This window comes from Shewanella sp. MTB7, assembly GCF_027571385.1.
Classification (GTDB): domain Bacteria; phylum Pseudomonadota; class Gammaproteobacteria; order Enterobacterales; family Shewanellaceae; genus Shewanella.
In genome coordinates, this window is record NZ_CP085636.1 from 2,727,872 (window position 1) to 2,754,380 (window position 26,509).

23 protein-coding genes are annotated in these 26,509 nt (G+C 42.0%); 19 read left to right on the plus strand and 4 right to left on the minus strand.

Features of this window, described 5'->3' with window-relative positions; all coding sequences use genetic code 11:
- Positions 1 to 55: 55 nt before the first annotated feature.
- The 6 genes from HWQ47_RS11605 (at position 56) to HWQ47_RS11630 (ending at position 8,221) form a co-directional block, all read left to right on the plus strand.
- Positions 56 to 1,258: a right-handed parallel beta-helix repeat-containing protein gene (locus HWQ47_RS11605; protein ID WP_269971270.1), complete on the plus strand. Its 1,203-nt coding sequence runs from the start codon at positions 56 to 58 to the stop codon at positions 1,256 to 1,258.
- A gap of 25 nt (positions 1,259 to 1,283) precedes the next feature.
- Positions 1,284 to 3,203: a right-handed parallel beta-helix repeat-containing protein gene (locus tag HWQ47_RS11610; protein ID WP_269971271.1), complete on the plus strand. Its 1,920-nt coding sequence runs from the start codon at positions 1,284 to 1,286 to the stop codon at positions 3,201 to 3,203.
- A gap of 98 nt (positions 3,204 to 3,301) precedes the next feature.
- A complete protein-coding gene (locus HWQ47_RS11615) occupies positions 3,302 to 5,140 on the plus strand; it encodes a right-handed parallel beta-helix repeat-containing protein (RefSeq protein ID WP_269971272.1) in 1,839 nt (612 codons plus the stop codon).
- 152 nt (positions 5,141 to 5,292) lie between these two features.
- A complete protein-coding gene (locus HWQ47_RS11620; protein ID WP_269971273.1) occupies positions 5,293 to 5,700 on the plus strand; it encodes a hypothetical protein in 408 nt (135 codons plus the stop codon).
- Positions 5,701 to 6,012: 312 nt separating this feature from the next.
- Complete coding sequence (locus HWQ47_RS11625) at positions 6,013 to 6,975, plus strand: hypothetical protein (RefSeq protein ID WP_269971274.1); 963 nt, start codon at positions 6,013 to 6,015, stop codon at positions 6,973 to 6,975.
- Between the two features lie 49 nt (positions 6,976 to 7,024).
- Positions 7,025 to 8,221 (plus strand): hypothetical protein, encoded by a 1,197-nt coding sequence (locus tag HWQ47_RS11630; protein ID WP_269971275.1) that lies wholly within the window; start codon positions 7,025 to 7,027, stop codon positions 8,219 to 8,221.
- Between the two features lie 135 nt (positions 8,222 to 8,356).
- Here the strand turns inward: HWQ47_RS11630 and HWQ47_RS11635 are convergent, their stop codons facing one another.
- Positions 8,357 to 9,658, minus strand: coding sequence for an NAD(P)/FAD-dependent oxidoreductase (locus tag HWQ47_RS11635; protein ID WP_269971276.1), 1,302 nt, complete (start codon positions 9,656 to 9,658; stop codon positions 8,357 to 8,359).
- Positions 9,659 to 10,053: 395 nt separating this feature from the next.
- Between HWQ47_RS11635 and HWQ47_RS11640 the strand changes: the two genes are divergently transcribed.
- The 13 genes from HWQ47_RS11640 (at position 10,054) to rnd (ending at position 24,629) form a co-directional block, all read left to right on the plus strand.
- The gene (locus tag HWQ47_RS11640; RefSeq protein ID WP_269971277.1) at positions 10,054 to 11,028 is read left to right on the plus strand and encodes a LysR family transcriptional regulator; all 975 of its coding nucleotides are present in this window, start codon (positions 10,054 to 10,056) and stop codon (positions 11,026 to 11,028) included.
- A 199-nt stretch (positions 11,029 to 11,227) separates the two neighbouring features.
- Positions 11,228 to 12,688, plus strand: coding sequence for an ethanolamine permease (eat, locus tag HWQ47_RS11645; RefSeq protein WP_269971278.1), 1,461 nt, complete (start codon positions 11,228 to 11,230; stop codon positions 12,686 to 12,688).
- Between the two features lie 67 nt (positions 12,689 to 12,755).
- A complete protein-coding gene (locus HWQ47_RS11650) occupies positions 12,756 to 14,123 on the plus strand; it encodes a glutamine synthetase family protein (RefSeq protein ID WP_269971279.1) in 1,368 nt (455 codons plus the stop codon).
- A gap of 61 nt (positions 14,124 to 14,184) precedes the next feature.
- Positions 14,185 to 15,600 (plus strand): aldehyde dehydrogenase family protein, encoded by a 1,416-nt coding sequence (locus HWQ47_RS11655; RefSeq protein ID WP_269971280.1) that lies wholly within the window; start codon positions 14,185 to 14,187, stop codon positions 15,598 to 15,600.
- A 34-nt stretch (positions 15,601 to 15,634) separates the two neighbouring features.
- The gene (locus tag HWQ47_RS11660) at positions 15,635 to 16,804 is read left to right on the plus strand and encodes an iron-containing alcohol dehydrogenase (RefSeq protein WP_269971281.1); all 1,170 of its coding nucleotides are present in this window, start codon (positions 15,635 to 15,637) and stop codon (positions 16,802 to 16,804) included.
- Positions 16,805 to 16,846: 42 nt separating this feature from the next.
- Positions 16,847 to 17,569: a glutamine amidotransferase-related protein gene (locus HWQ47_RS11665; protein WP_269971282.1), complete on the plus strand. Its 723-nt coding sequence runs from the start codon at positions 16,847 to 16,849 to the stop codon at positions 17,567 to 17,569.
- Positions 17,570 to 17,773: 204 nt separating this feature from the next.
- Positions 17,774 to 18,493 carry a tRNA (adenosine(37)-N6)-threonylcarbamoyltransferase complex dimerization subunit type 1 TsaB gene (tsaB, locus tag HWQ47_RS11670; RefSeq protein ID WP_269971283.1) on the plus strand — a complete coding sequence of 240 codons (720 nt, stop codon included), beginning with the start codon at positions 17,774 to 17,776 and terminating at the stop codon, positions 18,491 to 18,493.
- A 55-nt stretch (positions 18,494 to 18,548) separates the two neighbouring features.
- Positions 18,549 to 18,932 carry a hypothetical protein gene (locus HWQ47_RS11675; RefSeq protein WP_269971284.1) on the plus strand — a complete coding sequence of 128 codons (384 nt, stop codon included), beginning with the start codon at positions 18,549 to 18,551 and terminating at the stop codon, positions 18,930 to 18,932.
- Positions 18,925 to 19,629: a M50 family metallopeptidase gene (locus tag HWQ47_RS11680; protein WP_269971285.1), complete on the plus strand. Its 705-nt coding sequence runs from the start codon at positions 18,925 to 18,927 to the stop codon at positions 19,627 to 19,629. Before HWQ47_RS11675 ends, HWQ47_RS11680 begins: the two co-directional genes overlap by 8 nt.
- Before the next feature lie 140 nt (positions 19,630 to 19,769).
- On the plus strand, positions 19,770 to 20,600 hold the full coding sequence (locus HWQ47_RS11685) for a class I SAM-dependent methyltransferase (protein WP_269971286.1): 831 nt from the start codon (positions 19,770 to 19,772) through the stop codon (positions 20,598 to 20,600).
- Between the two features lie 21 nt (positions 20,601 to 20,621).
- The gene (locus tag HWQ47_RS11690; protein ID WP_269971287.1) at positions 20,622 to 21,506 is read left to right on the plus strand and encodes an alpha/beta fold hydrolase; all 885 of its coding nucleotides are present in this window, start codon (positions 20,622 to 20,624) and stop codon (positions 21,504 to 21,506) included.
- A gap of 234 nt (positions 21,507 to 21,740) precedes the next feature.
- Positions 21,741 to 23,414, plus strand: a complete 1,674-nt coding sequence (fadD, locus tag HWQ47_RS11695) for a long-chain-fatty-acid--CoA ligase FadD (RefSeq protein WP_269971288.1) — start codon at positions 21,741 to 21,743, stop codon at positions 23,412 to 23,414.
- Between the two features lie 105 nt (positions 23,415 to 23,519).
- Complete coding sequence (rnd, locus tag HWQ47_RS11700; protein ID WP_269971289.1) at positions 23,520 to 24,629, plus strand: ribonuclease D; 1,110 nt, start codon at positions 23,520 to 23,522, stop codon at positions 24,627 to 24,629.
- Positions 24,630 to 24,711: 82 nt separating this feature from the next.
- Here the strand turns inward: rnd and minE are convergent, their stop codons facing one another.
- The 3 genes from minE to minC are packed head-to-tail and all read right to left on the minus strand — an operon-like array spanning position 24,712 to position 26,474.
- Positions 24,712 to 24,969 (minus strand): cell division topological specificity factor MinE, encoded by a 258-nt coding sequence (gene minE, locus HWQ47_RS11705; RefSeq protein WP_269971290.1) that lies wholly within the window; start codon positions 24,967 to 24,969, stop codon positions 24,712 to 24,714.
- 2 nt (positions 24,970 to 24,971) lie between these two features.
- Positions 24,972 to 25,781, minus strand: coding sequence for a septum site-determining protein MinD (gene minD, locus HWQ47_RS11710; protein ID WP_269971291.1), 810 nt, complete (start codon positions 25,779 to 25,781; stop codon positions 24,972 to 24,974).
- Between the two features lie 27 nt (positions 25,782 to 25,808).
- Entirely contained in the window at positions 25,809 to 26,474 is a 666-nt protein-coding gene (gene minC, locus HWQ47_RS11715) for a septum site-determining protein MinC (RefSeq protein ID WP_269971292.1), read from the minus strand.
- Positions 26,475 to 26,509: the final 35 nt, after the last annotated feature.

Genomic DNA, 26,509 nt, shown 5'->3' on the forward strand with positions numbered 1-26,509 from the left:
TTGAATAGAGAGGTGTCGTTAATCATGGCATGAGAAAAAGAGAGGAGATGTAATTATGAAAAATAAAATAATGAATACACTCGTCATCCTATTTCAGGGTGTTCTGTTAATATCATGTACTGTCCATACCTCCAAAGCTGAAATAATCAGTTGGGATATCGATGCCTCCTACGGAATAACAACAGAAGGCATAAATCAGGCTATCAATGATGCAAGAGATCATTTTTCAATCTACCCAAATGACACCATTATTCTAAAAATCGCAGCTGGACGTCATTTACTCGACAGAAATCCAAATAGGATTGGGGCTGCGCTTGGCCCAATTGCGAGTATCACTTTTGGCGTGAACGGATTCAATACAGGTCCAGAAGGTCAGTTAATCATTGAGGGAACGGGTATAAACGAGACCACAATGGTATTCACAGATTTTCTGCAGGATGCGTTTTTTGGCAGGAACATTCATGGATTAACACTGCGCAAAATGCACATCACGCGCAGTCGATATACTTCAACCCAAGGTCATGTTGTCGCAACAGATGTGGGCTCTATTGATATTAAGCTTCAAAAGGGATTTCCAACTCCTAGAACATTATGGCGTGAGAGAAATCTAGGACATTACTTAAGGAAAGCGACAGAAAGTGAGTTAGAACCACAAATTTTGTTAGAAGATAATAAACAAATTGCTTATGGTTTTCCTAATCAAGTATTAACTCCCCCTGAAAAAATTAACAAGCGTATATGGCGTTTTTACCTGACTAAGACAAATTTAAATCCCACACATTATGTGCAAGGAGATTTTGTTGCGATTAAAGCTAAAAAGGTCGGATTCCCTTACTCTTTTAGTCGAGGCAGTCGTCTAGTATTTGATGAAATAAAATGGACCCAAAGTACACGAGGTATTATCCGTGGTGGGTTTAGTGACATTTTGATAGAAAACTGTGAAATCGCAAGGCCTGAGCCAATCAATGGTCAAGTTCCCATCTTATCGTCCAGTGGTGGCGGAATACAGATTAATCAACCCAATGATCCTGTGTCAACAAACATCGTTATCAGAAAATGTACCTTCGATTCTACAGGTGATGACAATATTGCACTTTTTCATGTGGATAAAGTCAGACTAGCCAATATCCATAGTCGAAACGCATTTGCTAGAAGCATATTAGTCACCGATAAAGCAACGAATGTTTGTACCAAGAACGTAGTCGTTGAAAACGGGATCTTTGAAGGTATAGAACGTACGGCCCCATGTAAAAATTAGTCAAGATTCTATTATATGGTTAGCTATGTTTAAGGGGCTAAAAAATAAGGTAATTATTATGGTTTTTCTAAGGGCTGTTATTTCATTTTGTCTGTTAACGAGTTTGTTTGCTAATGCCGCTATTGAGTTGGTAGAAGAGCCTGTCACAAAAGGCGATATATCCCTCTTTGGAGAATCAACGTTGTTTTTTAAGGTTGAGGATTATGGTGCCATCGCTAATGATGAACTTAATGATTTTGAAGCGATAAACAATACCATTATAGCTGCACTTGAAAGTTCATCGACGACTCAACCAGTGGCTGTAGAATTAACCGCTAATGGAAAGTACATAATTGATATTCCTGATTCTCACACTAAAGCACAGGCCTTCTCGTTTTCCGCGGCAGACAAGGTTTTGTGGATCAAAGGTAATAATTCGAAGCTGGTTTCACCACAACTCAACAGAGGTTTTTTTCGATTTGATAAATTTAAGGCTATCTATGTGTCAGGTCTGACTTTCGATCTGGAAACCATGCCTCACAGTCTCAGTAAAATAATCGAGATAGATGAAAAAGGTGTCTCAATAACCACCAAGGGTTTTCCTGCGTTAAACACGTTGGCACCAGATGATAGCTTCTTTTCAGAGCCTAGCCTTACAGGTAAGTTCGGTTTTTTCCTTGATAGTGGAGCAAAACATTCATCATTGAAAGGCAAAATAGTGAATAACTCTGCTATTACAGTCGTTGTTCAATCGATAAATAAGCTTGATGATAATACCTATAAATATACCTTTGGTAATGCAAAATATCTAAGCGGTATTCGTCCTGGTGATCTGTTTATTCGCATGGCTCGTACCAATGGGCGTGGTACCTTCAAATTTACTGCCAATGAAATGGTTCATGTAGAAAGTGTAAAAATACACGCATCTGCAGCTGGCAGTTTTAATGCCACAGGCAATAAGTCGGTGACATTTGATCATGTTACAGTAAAACCAAAGTCGGGCCGCTATTACGCTACCAATGCAGATTCATTTCATTTAAAAAATAATCGTAGTGTCTACATCGATAATGCCGTTCAAGAATCTATCGGAGATGACTTTATTAACATATCCCAGAATACTTCGCTCAATATAGAGTCGATTATTGATAATAAAATAACTTTAAGAAATAGACTGTCTCTAGCCAGTTATAATATTGGCGACACGATTGATTTCTTTGATGGTATTAATGCCGTTATTTTAGGTTCTGCCAATATTATTGCAATTGATAGTTCTGGAAATAAAATTACGTTTACTTTATCTCATTTAGTTCCTGCTGAGTTTGATACCAATAAACGGCATTGGATGCAAAATAGTTCGTTCGAAGGGGTAGTCATAAAGAACAGTCGTTTTATTAAGAGTCGGCGACATGGAATTCTAGTTCGATATCCTCGAGTTTTGATTAAAAACAATACCATCCGCTTTAATAGTGGTGCAGGTATTGCGATAAACACTGAAAACGGTACAACAGGGAGTTTCAGTGAAGATTATATAGGCAATAATATAACAATTGATAATAATGTATTTGAAAGAAATGCATTTAATGCTCTGCACAATAGTCCAGAAAATGAAGATTCAGCACAAATTTCAATGTATGTGCAAGGAGATGGAGAACTCTCTAAGAAGAGACTGTTGCACGATATTGTTATTAAGAATAACACTTTCAATTTTTGGGTGAGAAAGGGCATTTTTATTCATAGTGTTGACAAAGTGCATGTAAGTAATAATAAATTCATTAATAGAGTTAGAAGTCCTTATGTGATTCAAGACCATGTGATTGAATTGTCTGTTGCATCTAATGTAAATATTATTGGTAACAGTTCAACTAAAGATAATAAAGGCTCTATCAGTTTTGTTAAAGTAGGAAGTAATACGGAAATGGTAAGTGTAAATATGAATTGTATATCCAAAGCCGTTGTCTGTAATTAATGATATAAAGTTGAATTTTGGGTGAAAGCTTAATGCTCAGTTTGTTGATTAGACTAATGCTGGCATGACGTTATAACTATATTTTAAAAGAGGTTTTTGTGAATAATAAGTTTTTTTCAAGTCTATTGTTTTTATTTGTTTTTGTATTTTACAGTTCTTTAGCGATAGCATCGGTTAACTCTGCTAATGATTCTGAAATTAACAAGTCAAAAACGATGTTTGCTGTTGAATATGGCATTGTAAAAGATAATCTGTCTGATAACACATTTAGTCTAATGAAGTTGCTATCAAAGGCGAAAGAAAATGGTACGAAAAAAATAGTTTTTGAAAAAGGTCGCTATGATTTCTATCCTGATCGAGCGCAAGAACATTATCTGTATGTGAGTAATAATGATGAAGGACTGAAGCGTGTCATTTTTCCAATTGTAGACTTTGAGGAGCTAATAATTGATGGGCAGGGGGCAAACTTTATTTTTCATGGTGGTGTTAATCCATTTCTTATTCAAGGCTCTTCTCAAATCACGTTGAAAAACTTGTCTATTGATTTTCAAAGAACTTTCCACAACGAAGCTAGAATATTAAATGTTGGTCAAGGGTTTATGGATTTGCATATACCAATAGAATACCCTTATGACATAAAGTCAGGAACCCTTAAATTTCTACCTCTGCCAGATGATTTTGCCGATACCTATTCAACACAAAGATTAAGAACACGCAAAGCAATGGATCTGATCCCTGAATACACCTATAAGCGCATGCTCGAATTTGACGTGAATAAACGTGAAACTGCCTATATGGTAAAAGATCTCAACATAGGCACATCAGTGAGAGCGGAAAAATTAAAGGGGGAACGCAATATTCGTATTTTTCATCCCGTACTAAAGGGCACCGTTGGAAATATCATGGTGTTTCACCCTAAATACCGTAAATTCCCAGGCTTTATTGTCACAGAAAGTAGCGATATCCTCTTCGATAATGTCATCATTTATCATGCTGGCGGAATGGGGATAATTGCAGAGAATTGTCATAATGTTACCGTAAAAAATAGCCGAGTCACCCCCTCCAATGGTCGTATGGTGAGTACCACTGCTGACGCGACCCATTTTGTGAACTGTACTGGAAAAATCGAGCTAATAAACAATGTTTTTGAGAACCAAAAAGATGATGCAACAAATATCCACGGCATATACGCCATGGTTGACAAGATTATTGATGACAAAACATTAGAGGTTCGTTTACAGCATCCTCAGCAATGGGGTTTTCGCTTAGCCGCAAAGGGGGATTTGTTAGAGTTAGTGCAAGGGCCAAGCATGCGGACCTACGGAACGAATCAGGTCAATGAATATGAAAGAGTAAGCAAAGAGATAATGAAGATTACTTTTGTAGATAATATAGACGAGCGGTTACTCATTGGAGATTCGGTAGCTTTAGTCCGTGATTATCCTGAAGTACTTATTCAAGGTAATATCATTCGACGAAATAGAGCCCGTGGCATGTTACTTAATTGTCGTGGAAAAACCATAGTCGAAAATAATACTTTTCATGCTCCCGGTGCTGCTCTTATGTTTCAGGGGGATGCTAATTATTGGTTTGAACAAGGTGGAGTTAGTGAGTTAATTATACGCAATAATATTTTTGATAATTCAAATTTTGGTGTGTGGGGAAAAGCGATTATTGCCGTTGATGCAGGGATTGCTGACGAGTACAGAGAGTCAATTCGATATAATGAGAATATTCTTATTGAAAATAATGTTTTTAATGTTTATGACAAAGGACTTATTTTGGACCTGTTTTCTGTAAACGGTTTAATTTTTAGAAATAATAAAATTTATAAAACAGATGAATATCCAGAAAGGGAAATAGAGCAAGAGTTTTTCCGTATTGAATATAGTGACGGTGTCGATATTGATAGCTCAAATGAGTTTGTAGGGTTCTAATTGTTTTGGTGTACTTAAGTCAGGATTTTGAACCCAACCTGTAGGCTCTGTTCATTGATGATATGAATATAATAACTTAAGTAGGATCTCTAATTAAAAGATTAATGTTCATTTTTTGTATTGTATTAGTTTCATCATTTTGTGAAGCAGATGTGCTACAAAAAGATTTTTATCAAGGGTTGTTTGTACGTGCGCCAATCAGTGATGGAATCGATGAAACGTTAGATTTTACCATTGGCTCTGATAACCTTTCTCAGACAAAAATCAATAATAATCCTGGGTTTAGGACGCATTTCTCCAATCCGGTAGAGGGGGTTGATGGCATTATTGCATTTGTTGAGTGGCAACACATTCAACCATCCAGCTTTGGAGAAATTAAAGACGATAATATTATTGATCTCGCGATTCAGTCAGCCGAGAATTGGAACATTAGTCACCCACAATCCCCTATAAAGGTCAAAATACGTGCCTTTCCTGGTATTCATTCACCTCAATGGGTGAAGAATTTTGCAGGTCATATTGATGTTGATTGGTGTAAAATAGCTGTGATAGGAACTTGAAAACCTACAGTATTCCTAAGTTTTGGACTGATAAGTATCGTCTGGCTTGGCAAGATTTTTAATTTAAACTCGCGGCTAAATATGACCATGAACCCTTGATCTCAGACATATCGATATCGGGTCAGGGAACATTGCATTCTGAAGTGACATGGCGACATTATTTATTTCCTTATGCCTTTACACAGCTCGTTGCTGGGGGGTTAACGTTTGATCATGATGTCGCATTATGGAAAGAAGATATTACTTTTATGATGGAGACATGGAAGCAAACGCCGCCTTGAAATGACATTTAATGGGCTGAAAAGTTATCAGGTGAATGCACAACACCAAGCGATTAATTTAGCCTCCAATACGGCTGTGATCAGCGAATTACTTAATTACATGGACGATGAAAGTAAACGATTGAATGATAAAAATTACATGGTGGGTAACCATTCGCTTGGCCCAGATAATAATATTGAAAAAGATCGTCCTAATGATCCAACTCATGTGCAATATTATCTATCTCAAGCCCAGAAAAATGGGGCTGCTTTGTATTTTAAAACAGAAGTTCATACGTCAGGATATACTGCAGAATTACTTGAGATTGCAGCTTGCCTAGGCAACATTGTTGTCGAGACGACGCAAGGAGAAACTACCACATCAATTATGAAACCATCAGTACAGTCAAGTCGACAGGCTATTAAAAATAATAACCTAATTAATACAGCACCAACTCAAGTCAAAGTATTCGCTCAACCCAATATGAGCTATGGGATCAATAATACGGCAACGCTATATTCTGAAAGTGTCATCGCTGCGGATGGATTAGCATCTTTCAAAATAGCATTTGATGTTGTCCCCACTACAGGGACTCAAATTCGATCTAACTCCTTGGGTTATTGGGGCGTTGATAATGTCAGCTTTAGCAATAATGAAGCGGTAGGTGAAGTTAACAATATCCGTGTGGTAGAGTTTAACAACGGCGGTGGTTGCATGAGAAAATCGGACATTACTGAACTGGCATTTTCTGTGTTCTCTCTTTTAGGTGCCACAGGAAACACGGACAAAGGATTCATAACTCAAGGCAGTAATAAGGTTACTTGGCAGGACATCAATGCCAATGAAACGACATCGGTTGCTGGTTTCTTTGCTGTTAAAAATAAAGGTTACATTAATTTATCTCGATTATTTGCTGAGCCTGATGTTACTCGTTTTAAATTAGGCGCGTTAAATGGCAGCGAACCATGGAGAGTGGGATTTATACGCGTGGCTTACAATAGTGTGCCTAACTGAATTTTTAATTAGTTACACAATTTCTAACAACGTAAATTTGGAGGTTAATATGTTCAATAAATACTGTTTGTTAATAATTAACATGTTTAGTAAGTTGTTTAAATATATATTAACTTTATCTATATTAACCATGCTTTTTAATGTCACCCAGGTCACAGCGAAAGATTTTGCATCTGGTTTGATTCTACGAGGGAAAACATCAGGAAGTTATTGCGATATTCCACGTGGCCATGTTGACGGTGGTTACTGTCAAATTCACTGGAAAGACTTAGAGCCAGCTCAACGCCAACTTAATTTTTTTATGATTGAAAATGCTTTAATTAAAGCTGCTGAATATAATGAGGAAAATAATAGAACAGGACAAAATCGCTATAAAGTTTTTCTCCGTATTGTCACCGGGATAAGCTCCCCTGATTGGGTAAAAGAACAGGTTGGCTCAATACCATGGCATTTTCGTGATACCAGAACAACAGATGTTTTACCTCTGTTTTGGGAAGTGAGTTATCAAGATCTGTATGCCAGTATGATGCATAGACTCGGAGTCATATACGATGGAAATGACTTGGTCGGTGGTGTTGCAGGATCAATGTGTATGACTAAATTTGCCGAGACGATGTGGAATCGTACAGGAAGACCTGAGGTTCGTAGTATTAATATAAACAGGATGGTGAATGCAGTTAATCCTGCAGGAAATAGGGCGGGTTATAACAATAATAAAAATATTGCTTGTTTGAAACGTCAAATAAGGATCCATAAAAACAAATGGAAAACAACGCCAACCTATTTAGGAACACATTTTTACCAAAAGTATTCACTAATCACTGGAAATGCAACAAACAGCCCGAAAATTACCCGAGAGATATTTGATTACTGCCGCAGAGCAAACATGTTGGGAGAGCGATGTGTGTTAGGCAATCATAGTTTAACCGATAACCGCCAATATGAAGGAACAATCTATGCCTTACTCAGAGAGTATGGTGAACCACTTTATTATCAAACTGAAGTATTCTTGGATGGTCGTTGGGGAAATGGAAAAACCTTCACCTATCAAGATTTAATATCGACATTGAGTGTTGGTGCACAATGGGATGGGCACTTAATTGAGTTACCTATGTGGTGGGATTGCGAAGATGTTCACAACAAAACTGATTGCTCAAATGCATTGGCCGATGAGAGAAGTAGCGGTGATTTGGACTCAGGAAGACGAGTCCTTAAGGCCAATAGACCAAATCCAACCGTTAACTAGAAAGCACTGATGAGATATGTTCGCCCTCTGGTATTGCTTGAGGGCGTTTTTTATTCTAGCTAGCAAAGTTGATTAGCCGGACAATAACGGAAGCATTTTGATGATACTAATTTAGCGTTAGTGTCATATTCAAATCTAGTGAAGCTTCATTCTAGGTCTGACAACACGCATCACTTTTTCAGCAATCCATAGACCGAAGGTTTTCACACTGCCGTGAATCGCCCTTTGGTGCATACGATACAAAGAGATGTACACCAGTCTGGCTATCTTTCCCTCTATGAACATGCTGCTTTTGCTCAGATTCCCCATTAAGCTTCCGACGGTGCTGTAACGTGAAAGGTTAACTAATGAGCCGTGGTCGACATACGTATAGGCTTCTCGTGGCTCACCATTGAGCTCGTGGATAAGGTTTTTCTCAACACATTCGGCCATCTGATGCGCCGATTGTGCTCTAGGTGGTACGAAGCTACCATTTGGTTGTTGGCAAGCACAGCAATCGCCGATGACGTAGATTGATTCATCGACCGTACTGAGCAAGCTTGGTTTTACCATTATCTGGTTGGCACGGTTAAGTTCAAAAAAACCGATGCTTTTAATAAAGTCAGGTGCTTTAACACCAGCAGCCCATAACATCAGATGCGCTTTAATTAACTCCCCTTCAGAGGTCACAAATCCTTCAGAAGTAGCTTCACTGATGCGGGTATTTTCCATGACGTTAACGCCAAGCTTAATTAACTCTCGTCTTGCTGAATCTGCAATGCGTTCAGGTAGTGCAGGCAGGATACGTGGACCTGCTTCTATAAGGTGAATATTGAGCTTTTCGGCGGTCATCTTGCTTAGCCCGTAGATTTTAAGCATCTCGGTCACATGATATAACTCCGCTGACAGCTCAACACCAGTGGCGCCGCCACCAACGATGGCAATATTAAGTTGACCGATGGTCTCTGATTGATGAATTCGAGTAAAACTATCAAGTAGTGCGTTGTGGAAACGATTTGCTTGTTGATGAGAGTCGAGGAAGAAGCAGTGCTCTTTCACGCCGGGAGTATTGAAATCATTGCTGATACTGCCAATGGCAATGACCAACTTATCATATGGGATTTGACGCTCAGGCAGAATGGTATGACCTGATTCGTCGGCAATAGGAGCCATAATGATCTGTTTTGCTTCGGCATCTAAGCCGCAAAAGGTGCCTAATTGAAATTGATAACCATGCTTGGCAGCATGGGCTGAGTACACCACTCCGTCTAAGTCGGAGTCCAGTGAACCCGTTGCAACTTCATGGAGCAAGGGTTTCCAGATGTGGGTACGGTTTCTATCGACAAGGATTATTTGCGCACGGTTTTTTCTGCCTAGCTTATGACCGAGCTGAGTTGCTAACTCCAATCCTCCTGCACCGCCACCTATGATAACAATTCTTGGACCTGCTGCGTTCATCTCTTGCTCCGTAAAATTCTCATGTTTCTCAATATAAAACAAATCACTCAAATTAACTGACTTTACGCGTCATTAAGGCGCCACCTTGACTCAACCAAAATGACATATGGTTAATAGGGAATAGGTCGGTAAATCGAGTGTCAGTGGGGGAAAGCTAAATTACTAGCTGCTTATATTGGCCGATATTACTGAGTATGTCACCAGTATATTTCGCTGGTTTTAACTCGCATGCTGGGTAATTAACCTAGTGTAACACAGCGGGTTGTAGCCTGTTGAGGGCATGTTAATGTGAGTTTGTTGTTTAAAAAGCTTCTAACTTCGCATCTTTCATGGCATGTTTTTGTTTAACAATACTTTTAATGATGTTAATACCTAAGGGTATAATAGGGTTAGCGGTGCGAACATTCGATTTTGATTTAAAAGGTCTGCAAGTGTTTGTCATCGCAGCTCAAACCGGCAGCATGACAGAGACGGCGAAGCGATTAGGATTAACGCAGTCTTCAGTCTCTCAGACCCTATCTATGTTGGAGAAAAACCTCAAGGTCGAATTGCTTGATCGCAGTGTTCGTCCACTCGGATTAACGATTGCTGGGCGCTATTTTTTCGATCAATCTAGCCATCTTCTTTCGCAAGCAGAACAAACTCAGAAGGTATTTACTCAAGGGACATTTGAGCAACTTCACTTGGTCCGTATCGCCATGGTCGATTCCTTAGTGACCTCTTTAGGTAAGCCTCTTATCGATGTTGTTAAGAGACGAACTGAGAATTGGTCCTTAACAACGGGTCGCTCTCATATGCATGCCGATGCGTTGGTGTCACGCCAGGTTGATATTATTATTTCAGATGATGCCCTTGAGGACAGTGACAACCTCTGTCGTTATCCGATTTTAAGTGAGCCCTTCGTGTTAGTCGTGCCCTTAGGTGTTAAGTGGGAACATGAAAACCTCAGCTCAATTAACGATATTCATCGTTTACTTCAGCAGTTAGATTTCGTGCGTTACACCAGTGATTCTTTAATTGGTACCAGCATAGAAAGATATTTAAGACGACTTGGAGTTGAGCCCTCCATGAGGCTGCAGTTGGATAATACCTTTGCCGTGCTTTCTATGGTGGCCTCAGGTTTAGGTTGGACCATCACTACACCGCTATGTCTGTATCAGAGTGGTATCGCTTTAGAGCAAGTAAGGTGTGAACCGCTTCCAAGCAATGATGGTTTCAAACGTCGATTGACCTTAGTGTGCCGACGTCATGAATTGGGCGATTTGCCGGAGGAGATGGCCAGAGATAGTTGTCAAATTATGTCTCAGTGTTTCCTGCCTGAACTTGAAAAAGACCTGCCATGGTTGCTAGCCAGCATTGATATCGGCTAGTTCTTTAACTGTTAAATATAGAAGGAAAGAGTCAGGCCCTACTTTAGTCAAAGTGGGTAACATTAAAATTATTAATACTACAGCGTTAGTACAAATGATTGTTGTTGTCGTTAAGCCAGGAGGCTATTAGGTTTGGTCAGGTACTCATTGATAGTGAATTAACCGGGTCATTTCGAAAACTAAGATAAAGGGAAATGTCATGTCACAAGAACAAATACAAAAAAGTGCACTTAAAACAAAAAATAAAAGCATCGAGTATGAAGCTGTTTCCGATGAATATATGAGCCAACGTCAACTTAAAAAGGGCGTCGCTGGATGGGTACTGCTGGCCAGTCTCGGGATCTCCTACGTTATTTCGGGAGATTTTGCCGGATGGAACTTTGGTCTGGAGCTTGGCGGTTTTGGCGGAATGCTTATCGCCACTTTGGTGATGGGCTTAATGTATATCTGCCTAGTGTTAAGTCTGGCTGAGATGTCATCTTCACTGCCGACGGCGGGAGGCGGATACAGCTTTGCGCGTCGCGCTATGGGTCCTTGGGGCGGATTTCTAACAGGCACGGCGATTTTGCTCGAATACGCTATTGCACCTGCCGCTATCGCCATTTTTATTGGTGGCTATGTTAGTGAACTCGTCGGGATCGATGGACCCATTGTCTACGCCGCTTTTTATATTGTGTTTGTAGGTTTGCATCTGTGGGGCGCCGGTGAAGCGCTACGGATCATGATGGGGATCACCTTGCTGGCTGTCATTGCTATCGGTGTCTTTACAGTGGGCATGGTGCCGCATTTTGACTCTGCTAACTTGTTCGATATTGCGGCAAACCCTGATGTTGCTGGCTCCAGTAGCTTTCTTCCTGAAGGTTATATGGGGATCTGGGCGGCACTGCCATTTGCTATGTGGTTGTTTCTTGCGGTAGAGGGAGTACCTCTAGCGGCAGAGGAAGCGACGGATCCAGCGAAAGATATGCCCAAAGGGATTATCGCCTCCATGTTAGTGCTGATTATATTTGCTGCTGCCGTGTTATTGCTTGCTCCTGGAGGCGCAGGCGCCGAAGCGATGAAAAACCATGGTGCGCCGTTAGTGGGGGCACTACAGTCGGTTTATGGTCTGGATTCTTTTGCTGCTAAGTTTGTCAATATTGTGGGGCTGTTTGGCCTTATTGCCAGTTTCTTCTCCATTATTTATGCTTATTCTCGTCAAGTTTTTGCCTTGTCTCGTGCCGGCTACCTACCACGTTTTCTTTCGTTGTCAGGCAAACGTAAAGTACCTGTTTGGGCCTTGATTGTACCGGGAGTATTGGGCTTTTTGTTATCGCTCACTGGAGAGGGGGACTTAATGATCACCATGGCAGTGTTTGGGGCCACCATCTCCTACGCCATGATGAGTTTGTCACATATTTTGCTGCGTAAAAAAGAGCCTGATCTTGAACGTCCCTATAAAACGCCTGGTGGCATCTTCACCTCATCTATTGCTTTAGTGCTCTCACTCGTCGCCCTTGCATCAACCTTTGTGGTCAGCCTTCAGGCTGCGATGTGGTCAGCAGTCTTCTATCTGTTAATGGTGACCTACTTTGTTTTCTATAGTCGTCATCGATTGGTCGCCTCAGCACCAGAGGAGGAGTTCGACATGATCGCCTCCGCCGAGTCAGAACTTAAGTAACACTCTATGCTTGCTAGTGTGTGACTTTTCTAGCAAGCAACAAAAATAATAATAAGGAAGCGCTAATATGGAAGCAAGACAGGTTAAGAGCATTGCCGATGCTATTGCCATCATTGAGGAGCGTGGCTTGGCCCATATTAAGGTCGGTCTGTTTGATAATGATGGGGTGATGCGCGGCAAGTATATGTCTAAGTCAAAGTTTATAGCTTCACTAGATAAAGGGTTTGCATTTTGTGATGTGATTCTGGGTTGGGATGTCAGAGATCAGCTGTACGACAATGCCAAATACACAGGTTGGCATACGGGTTATCCCGATGCACCGGTCAGAATCTTGCCCCATACCTGTCGTGATGTGATTGGTGAAGAGGGGATGTTGCTGTTTATCGCCGAGTTTGCTGAAGAAGCCGAAGCTGTGTGTCCTCGAGGTACATTAAGGCGTGTGATTGAGAAAGCCGACAGTATGGGTTTTAATGCGTTTGCAGCGCTGGAGTATGAGTTTTTTCTGTTTAACGAAACCCCTAAATCAATCCGTGAAAAGAACTTCCGCAACTTAGACACTATTACTCCCGATTGGTTTGGTTATTCTATGATCCGCAACTCTGTTCACTCTGATCTTTATCAAGCTATTTTGTCGATGTCAGAAACCATGGATTTTCCTATCGAAGGGATCCATTCGGAAACAGGCCCTGGCGTGATTGAAGCCGCAATAGCCGTCGATAATGCCGAAGCCGCTGCCGATAAAGGCGCGTTATTTAAAACCTTCATGAAAGTACTGGCTCAGAAACAGGGCTTGATGGCGACTTTTATGGCCAAATGGTCAGGGGATTACCCAGGGCAAAGTGGTCATATTCATCTGTCACTGCAAAACAAAGATGGCACCTCTGCTTTTTATGATCCAAGTCAGACTCACAGTATGAGCAAGGTACAGCGGCATTTCTTAGCTGGTCAACAGACCTTGATGCCTGAATTCCTCTGCATGATAGCGCCAACTATTAACAGTTATTCTCGTATGATCCCGGGGTTCTGGGCGCCTACTGATGCCACATGGGGGGTCGAAAACAGAACCACTGCCCTTCGGGTCATTCCAGGTTCAGCGTCATCTCAGCGGGTTGAGTATCGACTGGGCGCTGCTGATGCCAATCCCTATCTTGCGCTTGCTGCTGCATTGGCCAGTGGCCTTTATGGCATAGAACATGAGTTAGAACCGCAACCACAGGTGAAGGGTAACGCCTATGAACAGACCCATGATGCTTCATTGGCGCTTCCCGCTACCTTGTGGGATGCAGCGCAGCGATTTAAGCAGTCTGCTGCCGCTAAAAGTTGTTTTGGTGAAACATTTGTCGAGCACTACGCCATCAGTCGAGAATGGGAAGAACGTGAGTTTAGAAAGCATGTCACGGACTGGGAAATGGAGCGATATTTCGAGATTATCTAGGCTATAAGCCTAAGTGTGTTAGCCATTAATCAGACATTGTAAGAGTGGAGTATCGTTATTTATGGGATCACCTTCGAAAACAGAGATGCAGCAAACCCTCTCGCCAATTGATGGCAGTGTGTTTGTCAGCCGCCGCCTTGCTGACGAACATCAGGTATTAGCCTGTGTTGAACAAGCATCTTTAGCTTATAACCGTTCAGAGGCAAGTTGGAAACGAACTTCACTTGCGCAGCGTAAAGCGCTGTGTAAAAAAGCCATCGAGCAGCTATTGAGTCATAAAGATGAAATAGCGAAGGAGCTGAGCTGGATGATGGGACGGCCGATACGCTACTGTGCTGGTGAACTTGCTGGTGTCGAAGAGCGCAGTGACTATATGATTAACATCTGCGAGCAAGCATTAGCGGATATCAAACTTGAGAATAAACCTGGCTTTACCCGTTATATAAAGCGTGAGTCATTAGGTGTTGTTTTGGTGATCGCACCTTGGAACTATCCTTTTTTAACCGCGATAAATGCCATTATTCCAGCTTTGTTGGCGGGAAATTGCGTGATCCTTAAACATTCTGCTCAGACACCATTGTGTGCCGAGCGTTTGTATCAGGCATTTAGTGATGCGGGGCTTCCTGAGGGGGTGTTTCAATATCTGCACATGGGTCATGTCAATACCGCCAAACTCATTGCGAATAAGCAGATTAGTTATGTGGCATTTACAGGTTCTGTCTACGGTGGCCAAATGGTGGAACAAGCGGCGAGTGGTCGCTTCATCGGTGTGGGTCTGGAGCTCGGAGGGAAAGATCCCGCCTATGTCCGTGAAGATGCGGATATTGATCGTGCCGTTGAGAGTTTAGTTGACGGTGCTTTTTTCAATTCAGGTCAATCTTGCTGTGGTGTTGAGCGTATTTATGTTCATCATAAGGTTTATGATGAGTTTGTCGTTAAGGCCGTAACCTTAACCAAACAATATCAGCTGGGCCGTTCAGATGATCCAAGTGTCACGTTAGGACCTATGGTGCGAGTTTCAGCCGCTGACTTTGTCAGAGAACAGATAGCTGATGCCCTTGCAAAAGGAGCCATAGCGCATATAGATGAAGCTCTGTTTCCGATGAGCCAACAAGGAACGCCTTATCTTGCGCCACAGATATTGACCCAGGTGGATCACTCTATGAGCGTGATGACACAAGAATCGTTCGGTCCAGTGGTTGGGATAATGAAAGTGTCGAGTGATAATGAAGCGATCAACTTGATGAACGACAGTGACTTTGGCTTAACTGCCAGTATCTTCAGCCAAGATCTTGAGTTAGGCCTTGAGTTAGGTGATCGGGTTGAGACGGGCACTTTTTTCCTTAACCGCTGTGATTACTTAGATCCCGCGTTGGCTTGGACTGGAGTAAAACAGTCGGGACGAGGATGCACCCTGTCTCAATTAGGGTTTGAGCAGCTGACTCGACCTAAGTCCTTTCATATTAAGCATGTTTAGATCTAAAGATAGTTAGATCTAAAAGGAGTAATAGATGGATTTACATGCAAGTTGGAATTTCCCCACGGCCATTACGGTGGGTGAAGGCTGTTTAGCTCAACTTGGTGAGCGCTGCAAAGCACTTAATATGACTAAAGTGTTGTTGATCACCGATCCCGGTTTAGTCTCGCTGCCGATGGTTAAAGAAGCGGTAGGTTATTGCAGGAAATCAGGATTGGAAGCGAAGACATTTAGTGATATTCAGGGCAATCCCACCGGGCAGAATGTGCGAGATGGCGCTCTGTTTTTAAATGCTGGAGGTTTCGATGGGGTGGTGGCTTTTGGTGGAGGATCGAGTTTAGATGCGGCAAAAGCGATAGCCATGATAGCGAAACAAAAGCTCTCTTTATGGAGCACCGAAGATATCGGTAATAACTGGACCCGTATAGAAGAAAACTTGATGCTTCCGGTGGTCGCCGTGCCAACTACTGCAGGGACGGGATCTGAAGTGGGGCGGGCGTCGGTGATCACTGATACCGACGGGTCTCATCATATAAAACGTATTATCTTTCACCCAAATATGTTACCGGCGAGTGTGTTGTTGGATCCTCTATTGACCTTAGGTTTGCCACCTCATATTACCGCGGCAACAGGCTTAGATGCTTTGTCCCATAACCTCGAAGCCTATTGCGCACCATTTTATCATCCAATGGCAGAGGGTATTGCTATTGAGGGGATACGGTTAATTAAACATTACCTTCCTAGAGCGGTTGCCGATGGCAAGGACATTGAAGCGCGAACTCAGATGCTGGTGGCATCAAGTATGGGAGCCACCAGTTTTCAACGTGGTTTAGGGGGGATGCATGCCATAGCGCATAGTCTTGGCGCCTTGTATAACAAGCATCATGGATTATTGAACGCGATTTTAATGCCCTATGTACTGACACGAAATCGCAGTGTTATAGAGGACAGAATCATTCGATTGTCGCGTTACCTTGAGTTAGATGATGCCACTTTTACTGGCTTTTTGTCTTGGATATTAACCTTGAGGGAACAGCTTAATATTCCTCATACCTTAGCTGAAATCGGGATCAATATAGATGATGCGGTTTTAGTGGGTAAAATGTCAGTCAAAGATGCCGCTTGTGCAGGAAACCCTATCTTATTAACCGATATTGAGTACTCATTGCTCTTTAAGGATGCGGTTAAAGGCAAGTTGAAATAGGGTATTAGTAAGCAGCGTTTTTTTCACGGAAGGAGGGGGGAGATGAGAATTGGTATTTTGCAATGCGATGATGTCACCGCAGCTCTGCAAGCTAAACATGGAAATTATCCTGAGATGTTTACTCGTTTGTTTGAGGATCTCGATAGGGAACTGGTGTTTGTTGTTTATCGCGTTATTGATGGCGACTATCCAAATTCAGTGGATGATTGTGAGGCGTATATTACTACAGGAAGCCGCTATGGCGTCAATGATGATGAACCTTGGGTGCTCCAGTTCAAACAATATATTGCAACGCTCTATGCCTATAAAAAGAAGTTAATCGGGATTTGTTTTGGTCATCAGATGATGGTTAAAGCGTTGGGAGGTGAAGTGGTTAAGTCACCAAAAGGTTGGGGGGTTGGCGTAGCGACATCGGCGATCACTCTGCATAAACCTTGGATGGATTGCAATATTGAGAAGCTCTCTTTGGTGGTGAGTCATCAAGATCAAGTGACAGTGTTGCCTGAAGACACTGAGATCATTGCAAGCAGTGATTTTTGCCCTTTTTATATGATACAGATAAACGATCACTTCCTCGGTATTCAGGGACACCCTGAATTTAGTAAGATCTATTCACAAGATCTGATGAACGCTCGGCGGGACAGGATCCCAGCTCAGCGTATTGAAAAGGGAATTGAATCTTTATCTCATGTGATTGATGAAAAACGATTTACTCAATGGATGATGAATTTCTTGCGCTACAACGATATGTCAAAACAATATTAATCGAAATATGTCTGCTCTTTGTGTGTTTTGTATTCAGTTTATTGGTTTTTTTTAAATTAATGCGATGACACGTTTTGCGTGAATAACAGTTAGGTTATAATCCACTATTCACTTTGCTCGATGTTTTCAGAGCAAGTAAACATACCGTGTTGCAACTCTTAGAGTTGTGGGATGTGACATTAGCCTTATTGTTTGTGGTATTAGATGACTGATATACAGAAAAACCCTGATGAGCTCACCATACTCTCATTGGACACTTGTACCGAATCTTGTTCGGCAGCTTTAAGCGTTAACGGCCAGATTTTTTCAGCGTTAGCCATTGTGCCTCGCGAACATAGCCAGCGCATACTGCCTATGGTTGATAGTGTGTTATCTCAAGCTAACATTTCATTGTCCGATGTCGATCTTATTGCCTATGGACGCGGCCCGGGCAGTTTTACCGGTATTCGAATTTGTACCAGCATGACTCAAGGTTTAGCCTTGGGCCAAGATATCCCCGTTATTGGTCTATCTGCTTTGCAAACGATGGCGCAGACGGTGTTTGATCATCAAGGTGCCGTGCAGGTTATTAGTGCGATTGATGCTAGAATGGGCGAGATCTATTGGGGTCAGTTTGTTTTCAGTAATGGGCTTGCTGAGTTAGTGGGCTGCGAGATTGTGACAGCACCAAATTTAGCGACCTTAGCGTTAGATAAGAGTTTACCGATTGTCGCATGTGGAACCGGTTTTGAAACCTATCCTCAGCTACTTGACCTGTGTGAAAACATAACGCTAGCCCAAGAGATACAGTTTCCTGATGCTAAATCTATGTTGAGCTTAGCGAAACAGGGTTATACTCAGGGTCTGTCAACGTCAGTCGATGACTTGGCGCCTGTTTATGTTCGTGATACGGTTACTTGGAAAAAATTGCCAGGGCGAGAGTAAATTGTCTCAAACGATTTATTTTTTTGCTGAGTGTTATGATGAAGGAGGGTAAATAATGCAAGTTCAACAGAATATTTTTGGTACCTCTCAGGCTCACTCATCAAGTGTACTCAGCTCAAATACCCCTAGTCCAAACATAAAACCTAACTCAAGCATTGATGCTGCCCAACAGGTTGAACGTGCGAAGAGAAGCCAAGGGCTAGATAGTAACCAAATTGAATCAGTTGGCGTAAACCGGGATGATGTTGATTCCCAGCTCGAAGTTCAGCTCTTTGAACAGACCACACCTGAGCAGTTAGAATCGCGTTTAGGGGCTAAGCTTGAATATGAGCGAGCCCTGCAAGGGAGTGACGGGGCCGTTGCTCACTATCTTGCTAATGAACATGCTGCTGCTCGTGAAGAGATCCAGCAAATGGTCGGTATTGATACTTATGCATAATCTTTCTGCCAATACTGTAGAGCCTAAAGCGCTGAACAGCAGTGGAGCGCCATCTCGAAGCCGATTTTTCTTCGAACTCATGTTTGCCTTTCTTATCACTCGACTGCCTTTTATTAGTGTGCCATTTAAATGGCTAGAAAGTTATTTTCACGAGCTCTCTCATGGATTAGCGACGATATTAACGGGGGGAAGTGTCAGCCATATTCAGTTGTTCCCTAATGGTGCGGGTTTGTGTTTTAGCCAAGGTGGATGGCCTGTTGTGATTGGTTTTAGTGGCTACTTTGGCGCTGCACTTTGGGGGTATTTGATCTTCATTTTGGCGACCTGGCCAAAGGGGATACGCATTAGCTTTGCTTTTCTTGGATCGGCTGTTGTGTTGACCGCAATTCTTTGGGGACGAGATATATTGACCATCTCAATACTCGCTTGTCTAGCTGTGCTGTTTCTATTACCGCTTAAACTTAATCAAAACCGATTTATGAGTAGCGGGCTCAGAATAATGGCGCTGATGATCATGCTCAATGCACTCGCAAGTCCAACAGTGTTATTAGGGCTTAGCGGTAAAGGCGATGCCTCAATGTTGGCGTTACAAACTTGGATCCCTGCATGGATTTGGGTGTTTATTTGGTTAGCCGTAAGTGCCTCGATGATTTTCCTATGCTGGCGTCGAGTCGATAGGGCAGCAGCGAAAAGCTAGATATTAGCCCTGCCATTAACGTTTTCTTACATAATTTCATCCAGTTCTATACCTTTATCTGGCTATAGGTTTTGTCTCTTCCCCTTATTTTTCTGTTACCTTGTTGCAACTCATTTAAAATATTTTACAGGGAAGCGATAATGAAAAATAAAACTCTTTTGGCCAGTATTCTATTGAGCGCCACATGTAGCGTGAGTGGATTTGCTCACGATAATGGGCATGAAGTCAAAACATTGAATCAAGTGGTTAAGAGCGATTTTAGGCAAGATAAAAACGTTGATCGTGATAGATACCGCCATCCTCTGGAAACCCTAACATTCTTTGATGTTAAACCTAGTGACACCGTAGTTGAACTGTGGCCAGGTGGCGGCTGGTACGCCGAAGTGTTAGCACCTTACCTTGCGATGGAGGGGCAATATGTGGCGGGTAATTTTGATACTAATCCCCTTGATGAGAAAAAGCGTACGGGATACCGCGCCACTGTTGGTAAAAAGTTTGAAGCTTGGTTGAACGAGCACAAATCCCAAGTTGGAAAAGCCACTACAGTGACCTTCGACCCACCAACCCATTATGTTTTGGGTCGTGATGAGAGTGTTGATACTGTGCTTACTTTTAGAAATCTGCATAACTGGGCGATGAAGGGCTATTTGGAACCTGTGTTTGAGTCAACTTTTAAGGTACTCAAACCCGGTGGAACTTTTGGCATTGTTGAGCACAGAGCCAATGCGGGCATGGATGCTAAAACGGGCTATATGGATGAAGCAGAAGTGATTGCTTTAGCAGAGAAAGTAGGGTTTACCTTAGTGGCCAAATCCGAAGTGAATGCGAATAGCAAAGATACCAAAGATTATCCGAAAGGAGTCTGGACTCTACCGCCACGTCTGGCTTTAGAGGATGTAGATCAAACTAAATATCTTGCGATAGGTGAAAGTGATCGCATGACATTAAAGTTTGTTAAAAATACTCAATAATCAACTGACAGAAGAGGCTATATGTGGCAATCTTGCGCCCCCGAAAATGAGGTTGAGTTTCAACTCCCTCATATTCGTTTATCAGGTCGACTCTGGGGGGCGTCGGATAAGCCCTTGCTACTGGCATTACATGGCTGGTTAGATAACGCCAATAGTTTTGCCCCTTTAGCAGAGCAACTAACAGAATTTCAAGTATTGGCGATCGATTGGCCGGGTCACGGAGGGTCGGAGCATCGACCAGGCTTATATCCGCTGCATTGGATTGATTACCTATACGATCTGGAACTTTTGATGGAACAGCTGTCTGGTGAGCTGGAGCCAGTCGCGATTATTGGTCATTCACTTGGTGGCATTGTTGCTTCGGCTTATGTGGCTGCTTTTCCTGAAAGAGTGGATAAGTTGGTGTTGATTGAGGCGATTAGCCCTCTGTATGAATCGGCGTCTAAGAATAATAAAAGATTACGTAATAGCTTTAGGGATCACGCGCTTTATCTAAAGAAAAAGGATCTTGCTCCTGCTGTCTATGAGTCCATCGAGATTGCCGTTAAAGCAAGAATGAGGTTAACAGGCCTTGGGGAGTCGTGGTGTCGTCTGCTTGTTGAGCGCAATATGCAACCGAATGAAACACTGGGTTCTACTGGTTTTAGCTGGCGTAGTGATCCTAGGTTGAAGTTAGACTCACCCTTAAGACTGACATTTGAGCAGGTCGATGCCTTGATGACAGAGCATGCAGGTAATACCTTATTGATAACGGGAGCTAAGGGGTTTTCACAAATAAACCAACAACTGCCAAAGGCACAAGCTTGGTTTGATCAACTTATTTGCGTAGAACTTGATGGCGATCACCATTTACACATGGAAAATGCTAACGAGGTAGCAGGTCAGATTAGACAATTTTTGGGATAATAGCCAGCAACCTAAATATGTGAACCTCGCAAGGGAGTATCAAGTATTGATAGGGAAAAGAGACTAGGATTTTTACTCTATTTATGTGATGATGTTCAAAATTAAAACGCCTGTATGAATCTGGTGTAAACAAAATAATAAATTTAGTCAGTGTTTTGCTTATTGTTTTAGCAAACTTTTTACAGAGAGTATGTTTCTGTATCCGCTGAGTGTGGGGATTTTTAGGAGAGATTTGTGGAACAACTTTGGATTGATAACTTACCGCATGACGTGCCAAACGAGATTGATGTTAATCGATATGATTCGCTTGTGGATATGTTCGAGACTTCAGTATCTAAATATGCCGATCAGCCTGCATTTGTTAATATGGGTGCGACACTAACATACCGTAAGCTTGAAGAGCGTAGTCGCGCTTTTGCGGCTTATTTACAAAACGAGCTTAAGCTGGTGAAAGGTGACAGAGTCGCCATCATGATGCCAAATTTATTGCAGTACCCGATTGTACTTTTTGGGGTATTGCGAGCAGGCATGGTTGTCGTCAATGTAAACCCGCTTTATACACCGCGTGAATTAAAGCATCAATTAAATGATTCAGGTGCCAAAGCGATTGTTGTGGTATCTAATTTTGCCCATACACTTGAAAAAGTCGTTGAACAGACCTGCGTGGAAAGCGTAATTTTAACTGGATTAGGTGATTTGCTCAGCGCACCTAAACGTACTTTAGTTAACTTTGTCGTTAAATATATCAAGAAGATGGTGCCTAAATACCATCTTCCACATGCGATATCGATGCGAAAAGCCTTGAATAAAGGCCGCCGTATGCAATATGTGAAACCCAAACTTGTGACCGATGATCTTGCTTTCTTGCAATATACAGGGGGGACTACAGGAGTCTCAAAAGGGGCGATGCTTAGTCATCATAATGTCGTCAGCAATCTGTTACAGGCTGATGCGGCATATTCTCCATTGCTTGTTGATGGCAAAGAGTTTGTTGTTACAGCATTACCTCTTTACCATATTTTTGCGCTAACAGTGAACTGTTTGCTCTTTATGCATAAAGGCGCAAACAATTTGTTGATCACTAACCCTAGAGATATGCCTGCGTTTATCGGTGAGTTGAAGAAGCACCCTTATACAGCAGTAACGGGTGTGAATACCCTCTTTAATGCTCTGGTTAACTCAGATGAATTTAAAGAACTGGATTTTTCTCAGCTTAAATTTTCGATTGGCGGTGGCATGGCTGTACAGCGTGCTGTGGCAGATAAGTGGCAAAGTATTACTAAGACCAAGTTACTAGAAGGTTATGGGTTAACCGAGGCTGCTCCGCTAGTGACATGTTGCCCATATAACCTTGAAGGCTATAACGGTTCAATCGGTTTTCCTGTCGCTATGACCGATATTCAAGTTCGGGATGATGACGGTAAAGTGTTGGTTCAAGGTGAAATTGGAGAGCTATTTGCCAAAGGCCCTCAAATCATGAAAGGTTACTGGCAAAGACCAGAAGAGACGGCCAATGTCATTGACGGTCAGGGATATCTAGCTACTGGTGATGTCGGTTATATGGATGAGAAAGGCTACTTCTTTATTGTCGATCGTAAGAAAGATATGATTTTGGTCTCCGGTTTTAATGTATTTCCTAACGAGGTCGAGGAGGTTGTGGCTATGCATCCCAAAGTGGTTGAAGTCGCAGCCGTTGGTGTTCCCAATGAGCTTTCTGGTGAACTCGTTAAAGTGTTTGTCGTTAAAAATGATAAATCTTTAACCGAACAAGATCTCATCACCCATTGTCGACAGCATTTAACGGGATATAAAGTGCCTAAGCTGGTAGAATTTAGGGAAGAGCTACCGAAATCGAACGTAGGAAAGATTCTACGTAGAGAGCTGAGGGATGAAGTTAAGTCAGCTTAATTATTTTGTCCTGATTGACGCAAGAAACTTGGGTCATATCACTCTCAAGCCGGCTTAACGCCGGCTTTTCATTTTTTCATAGCGTTCTATTGTCAGGAGAACATTTTGTTAACGTTTCAATATATAGATGATGATGCGAGCCTAGCCAACCTTGTATCACAATACAGGGAGAGTAGTTTACTGGTATTGGACACTGAATTTGTTCGTACCCGTACTTTTTATGCCCGTCTTGGCTTGATACAAGCCTATGATGGCAAAACATTAGCGTTAATCGACCCTGTGGCTGTTAGCGATCTTTCCGAATTTTGGAGCTTGTTAAAAGAGCCTGAAATTATCACTATTTTACACTCTTGCAGTGAAGACTTAGAGGTCTTTGCTCGTAATGGTCAATGTCAGCCAGTAAAACTATTTGATAGTCAAATAGCCGCAGCTTTATGCGGGTTTGGGCATGGGCTAGGTTACGCGAAACTTGTAGAGCAAACCCTGAATATACCTCTTGATAAAGGAGAGTCTCGTACCGATTGGATGAAACGCCCCTTAAGTGAAGCTCAGCTGAATTATGCCGCTAATGATGTCTACTATCTCTTTGAGCTTTACCCACAGCTTGTTGCAAAGCTAAAGGAGCAAAATAGAATGGATTGGGTGTTCGAAGAGGGTGAGCGTATGACCCAAGGCCGCTTATCTCCACCGGACATTGAGCTGGCTTATTTACGAATTAAGAACGCATTTCAATTGACACCAAAACAGTTGGCTTATCTGAAAGTGTTGGCTAAATGGCGCTTATCAAAAGCATTAGCACGTGATTTGGCTGTTGGTTTTGTAGTTAAAGATCATGCCTTGATTGGCTTGGCAAAGAGACAACCTAAGAATACCACTGAACTGTATAAGATGATTGAGCTGACTGAACAGGAAAAACGTGTTCATGGTAAAGAACTTATCGGCCTATTAGCCACAGCAGACTTAGACAACTTGCCAGAGGCGATTGATGTCTTGGCACTTAAAACAGGTTATAAAAGCGCATTTAAGACCATTAAACAGTGCCTGACGACTGCGAGTGAGGAGCACGAGGTCCCGATTGAGTTACTCGGCTCTAAACGTCATATTCATGAGTACTTAGAGTGGTTGTGGGCCGGTAAAGTAGGGGATAAGCCTTTGCTATTATCTGGCTGGCGCGAAACTTTAGTATCAACGCCGTTAACGGCCTTGTCACTGTAGTTTTGTTGTACTATGTATAAAGAAATAAACCCCGACTTTTAGCTAAAAGTCGGGGTTTATTTTTACCTGAATAAAGGGACGCTTACTTTTCAGGTAAGGTCACATTCAGTTCAAGTACTGATAACTTATCATCGTTTTTATCTAATTGAACGGTGATTTGTTCAGGGTCGATATGCACATATTTTTTTATCACCTCAATAATCTCTTGTTTCATTTGAGGAAAATAATCTGGTGCATCACGTTCACCTCGCTGGTGTGCAACGATGATTTGTAAACGCTCTTTGGCTGTCACTGCTGTGGACGGCTTTTTATTGCTTTTAAAATAATCGAGTAATGACATAATTAGCTACCAAATATCCGTTTTAAGAAACCTTTTTTTACTTCAGTGACAAATCTCATCGGCAGTTCCTCGCCTAATAAGCGGTCAACACTGTCGCTATAAGCTTTACCAGCATCACTTTCTTGATCCATGATAACCGGCACACCCGAGTTAGATGCTTTTAGAACAGCTAATGATTCAGGGATCACACCAATAAGCGGTATAGCTAAGATATCTTCAACATCTTCAACACTTAACATCTCACCAGTGGTGACGCGGGCAGGGGAGTATCGAGTGAGTAATAGATATTCTTTTACTGGTTCTAAGCCCTCTTCTGCACGCTTTGACTTACTCTGTAGCATCCCTAAAATTCTGTCTGAATCACGTACCGAACTTACCTCTGGGTTAGTGGTAACGATGGCAATGTCTGCGAAATAGAGCGCCATCATAGCGCCTGTTTCTATACCAGCAGGAGAGTCACAGATAATAAATTCAAAATCTTTGGATAAATCAGATAACACCTTACCTACGCCCTCTTTGGTTAACGCATCTTTATCGCGCGTCTGAGATGCTGGTAAAACAAACAGATTAGGGCAACGTTTATCTTTGATTAATGCTTGATTTAAATTAGCTTCACCATTGATTACATTAACAAAGTCATAAACGACTCTGCGTTCACAACCCATGATGAGATCTAAGTTACGTAGTCCGATATCAAAATCAACAACGACAGTTTTATGTCCTTTTAATGCCAAACCTGTCGCAATAGCGGCACTAGATGTGGTTTTACCTACGCCGCCTTTACCTGAGGTGACAACAATTATTTGTGTCATTTCTAATTATTTCCTTGTGTGCTGTCTTTAAAGTGGCAGAGCTTCGATGGTAAGAGATTCACCTTCGAGACGAACACAGCCACCTTTCGTTGTGCTGTTGAGCTGAATATTTTCAGCAAGCCAATATTGACCTGCTATCGAGACGAGTTCTGCTTCTAAAGCGCGCGCGATAATAACCGCATGCTTGTCACCAGAAGCGCCAGCCATGGCCTTACCACGTAAGTTACCATAAATATGAATACTGCCATCGGCAATCACTTCAGCGCCATTACCTACGGTACCCACAATCACAAGGTCACCATCTTTAGCATAAATTTGCTGCCCTGAACGTACATTTTGTTTCACTATCTTAGTGGTTTTAGGTAAAAGAGGCTGGGTTTGTGATTGCTTACCAGATTTTATGATAGCAAGTCCAAGGGATTTAGCTTGAGCTGAAATAGCATTAATCGCTGCGGTGATACCTACAACGACTAATTGTCTGGATATGAGCAGATCTTTAAGTGCTGCTAGATTATACTCAGTATCTTTAATGCGACCTAGATTAACCACCAGTGGAGCACCAATAAAAAATTGTGGCGCAATAGCCAATTTACTGTCCAGTTCAATGGTCACCTTTTCCAAATCAACCTGGTTAATATGGAGCACTGAGAGTGTAAATGATGAGCCTTTTAACTCTAGACTTGGAGTCTGCATTATGGCCTTGCTCTTTATAAAAAATAATCAGACTT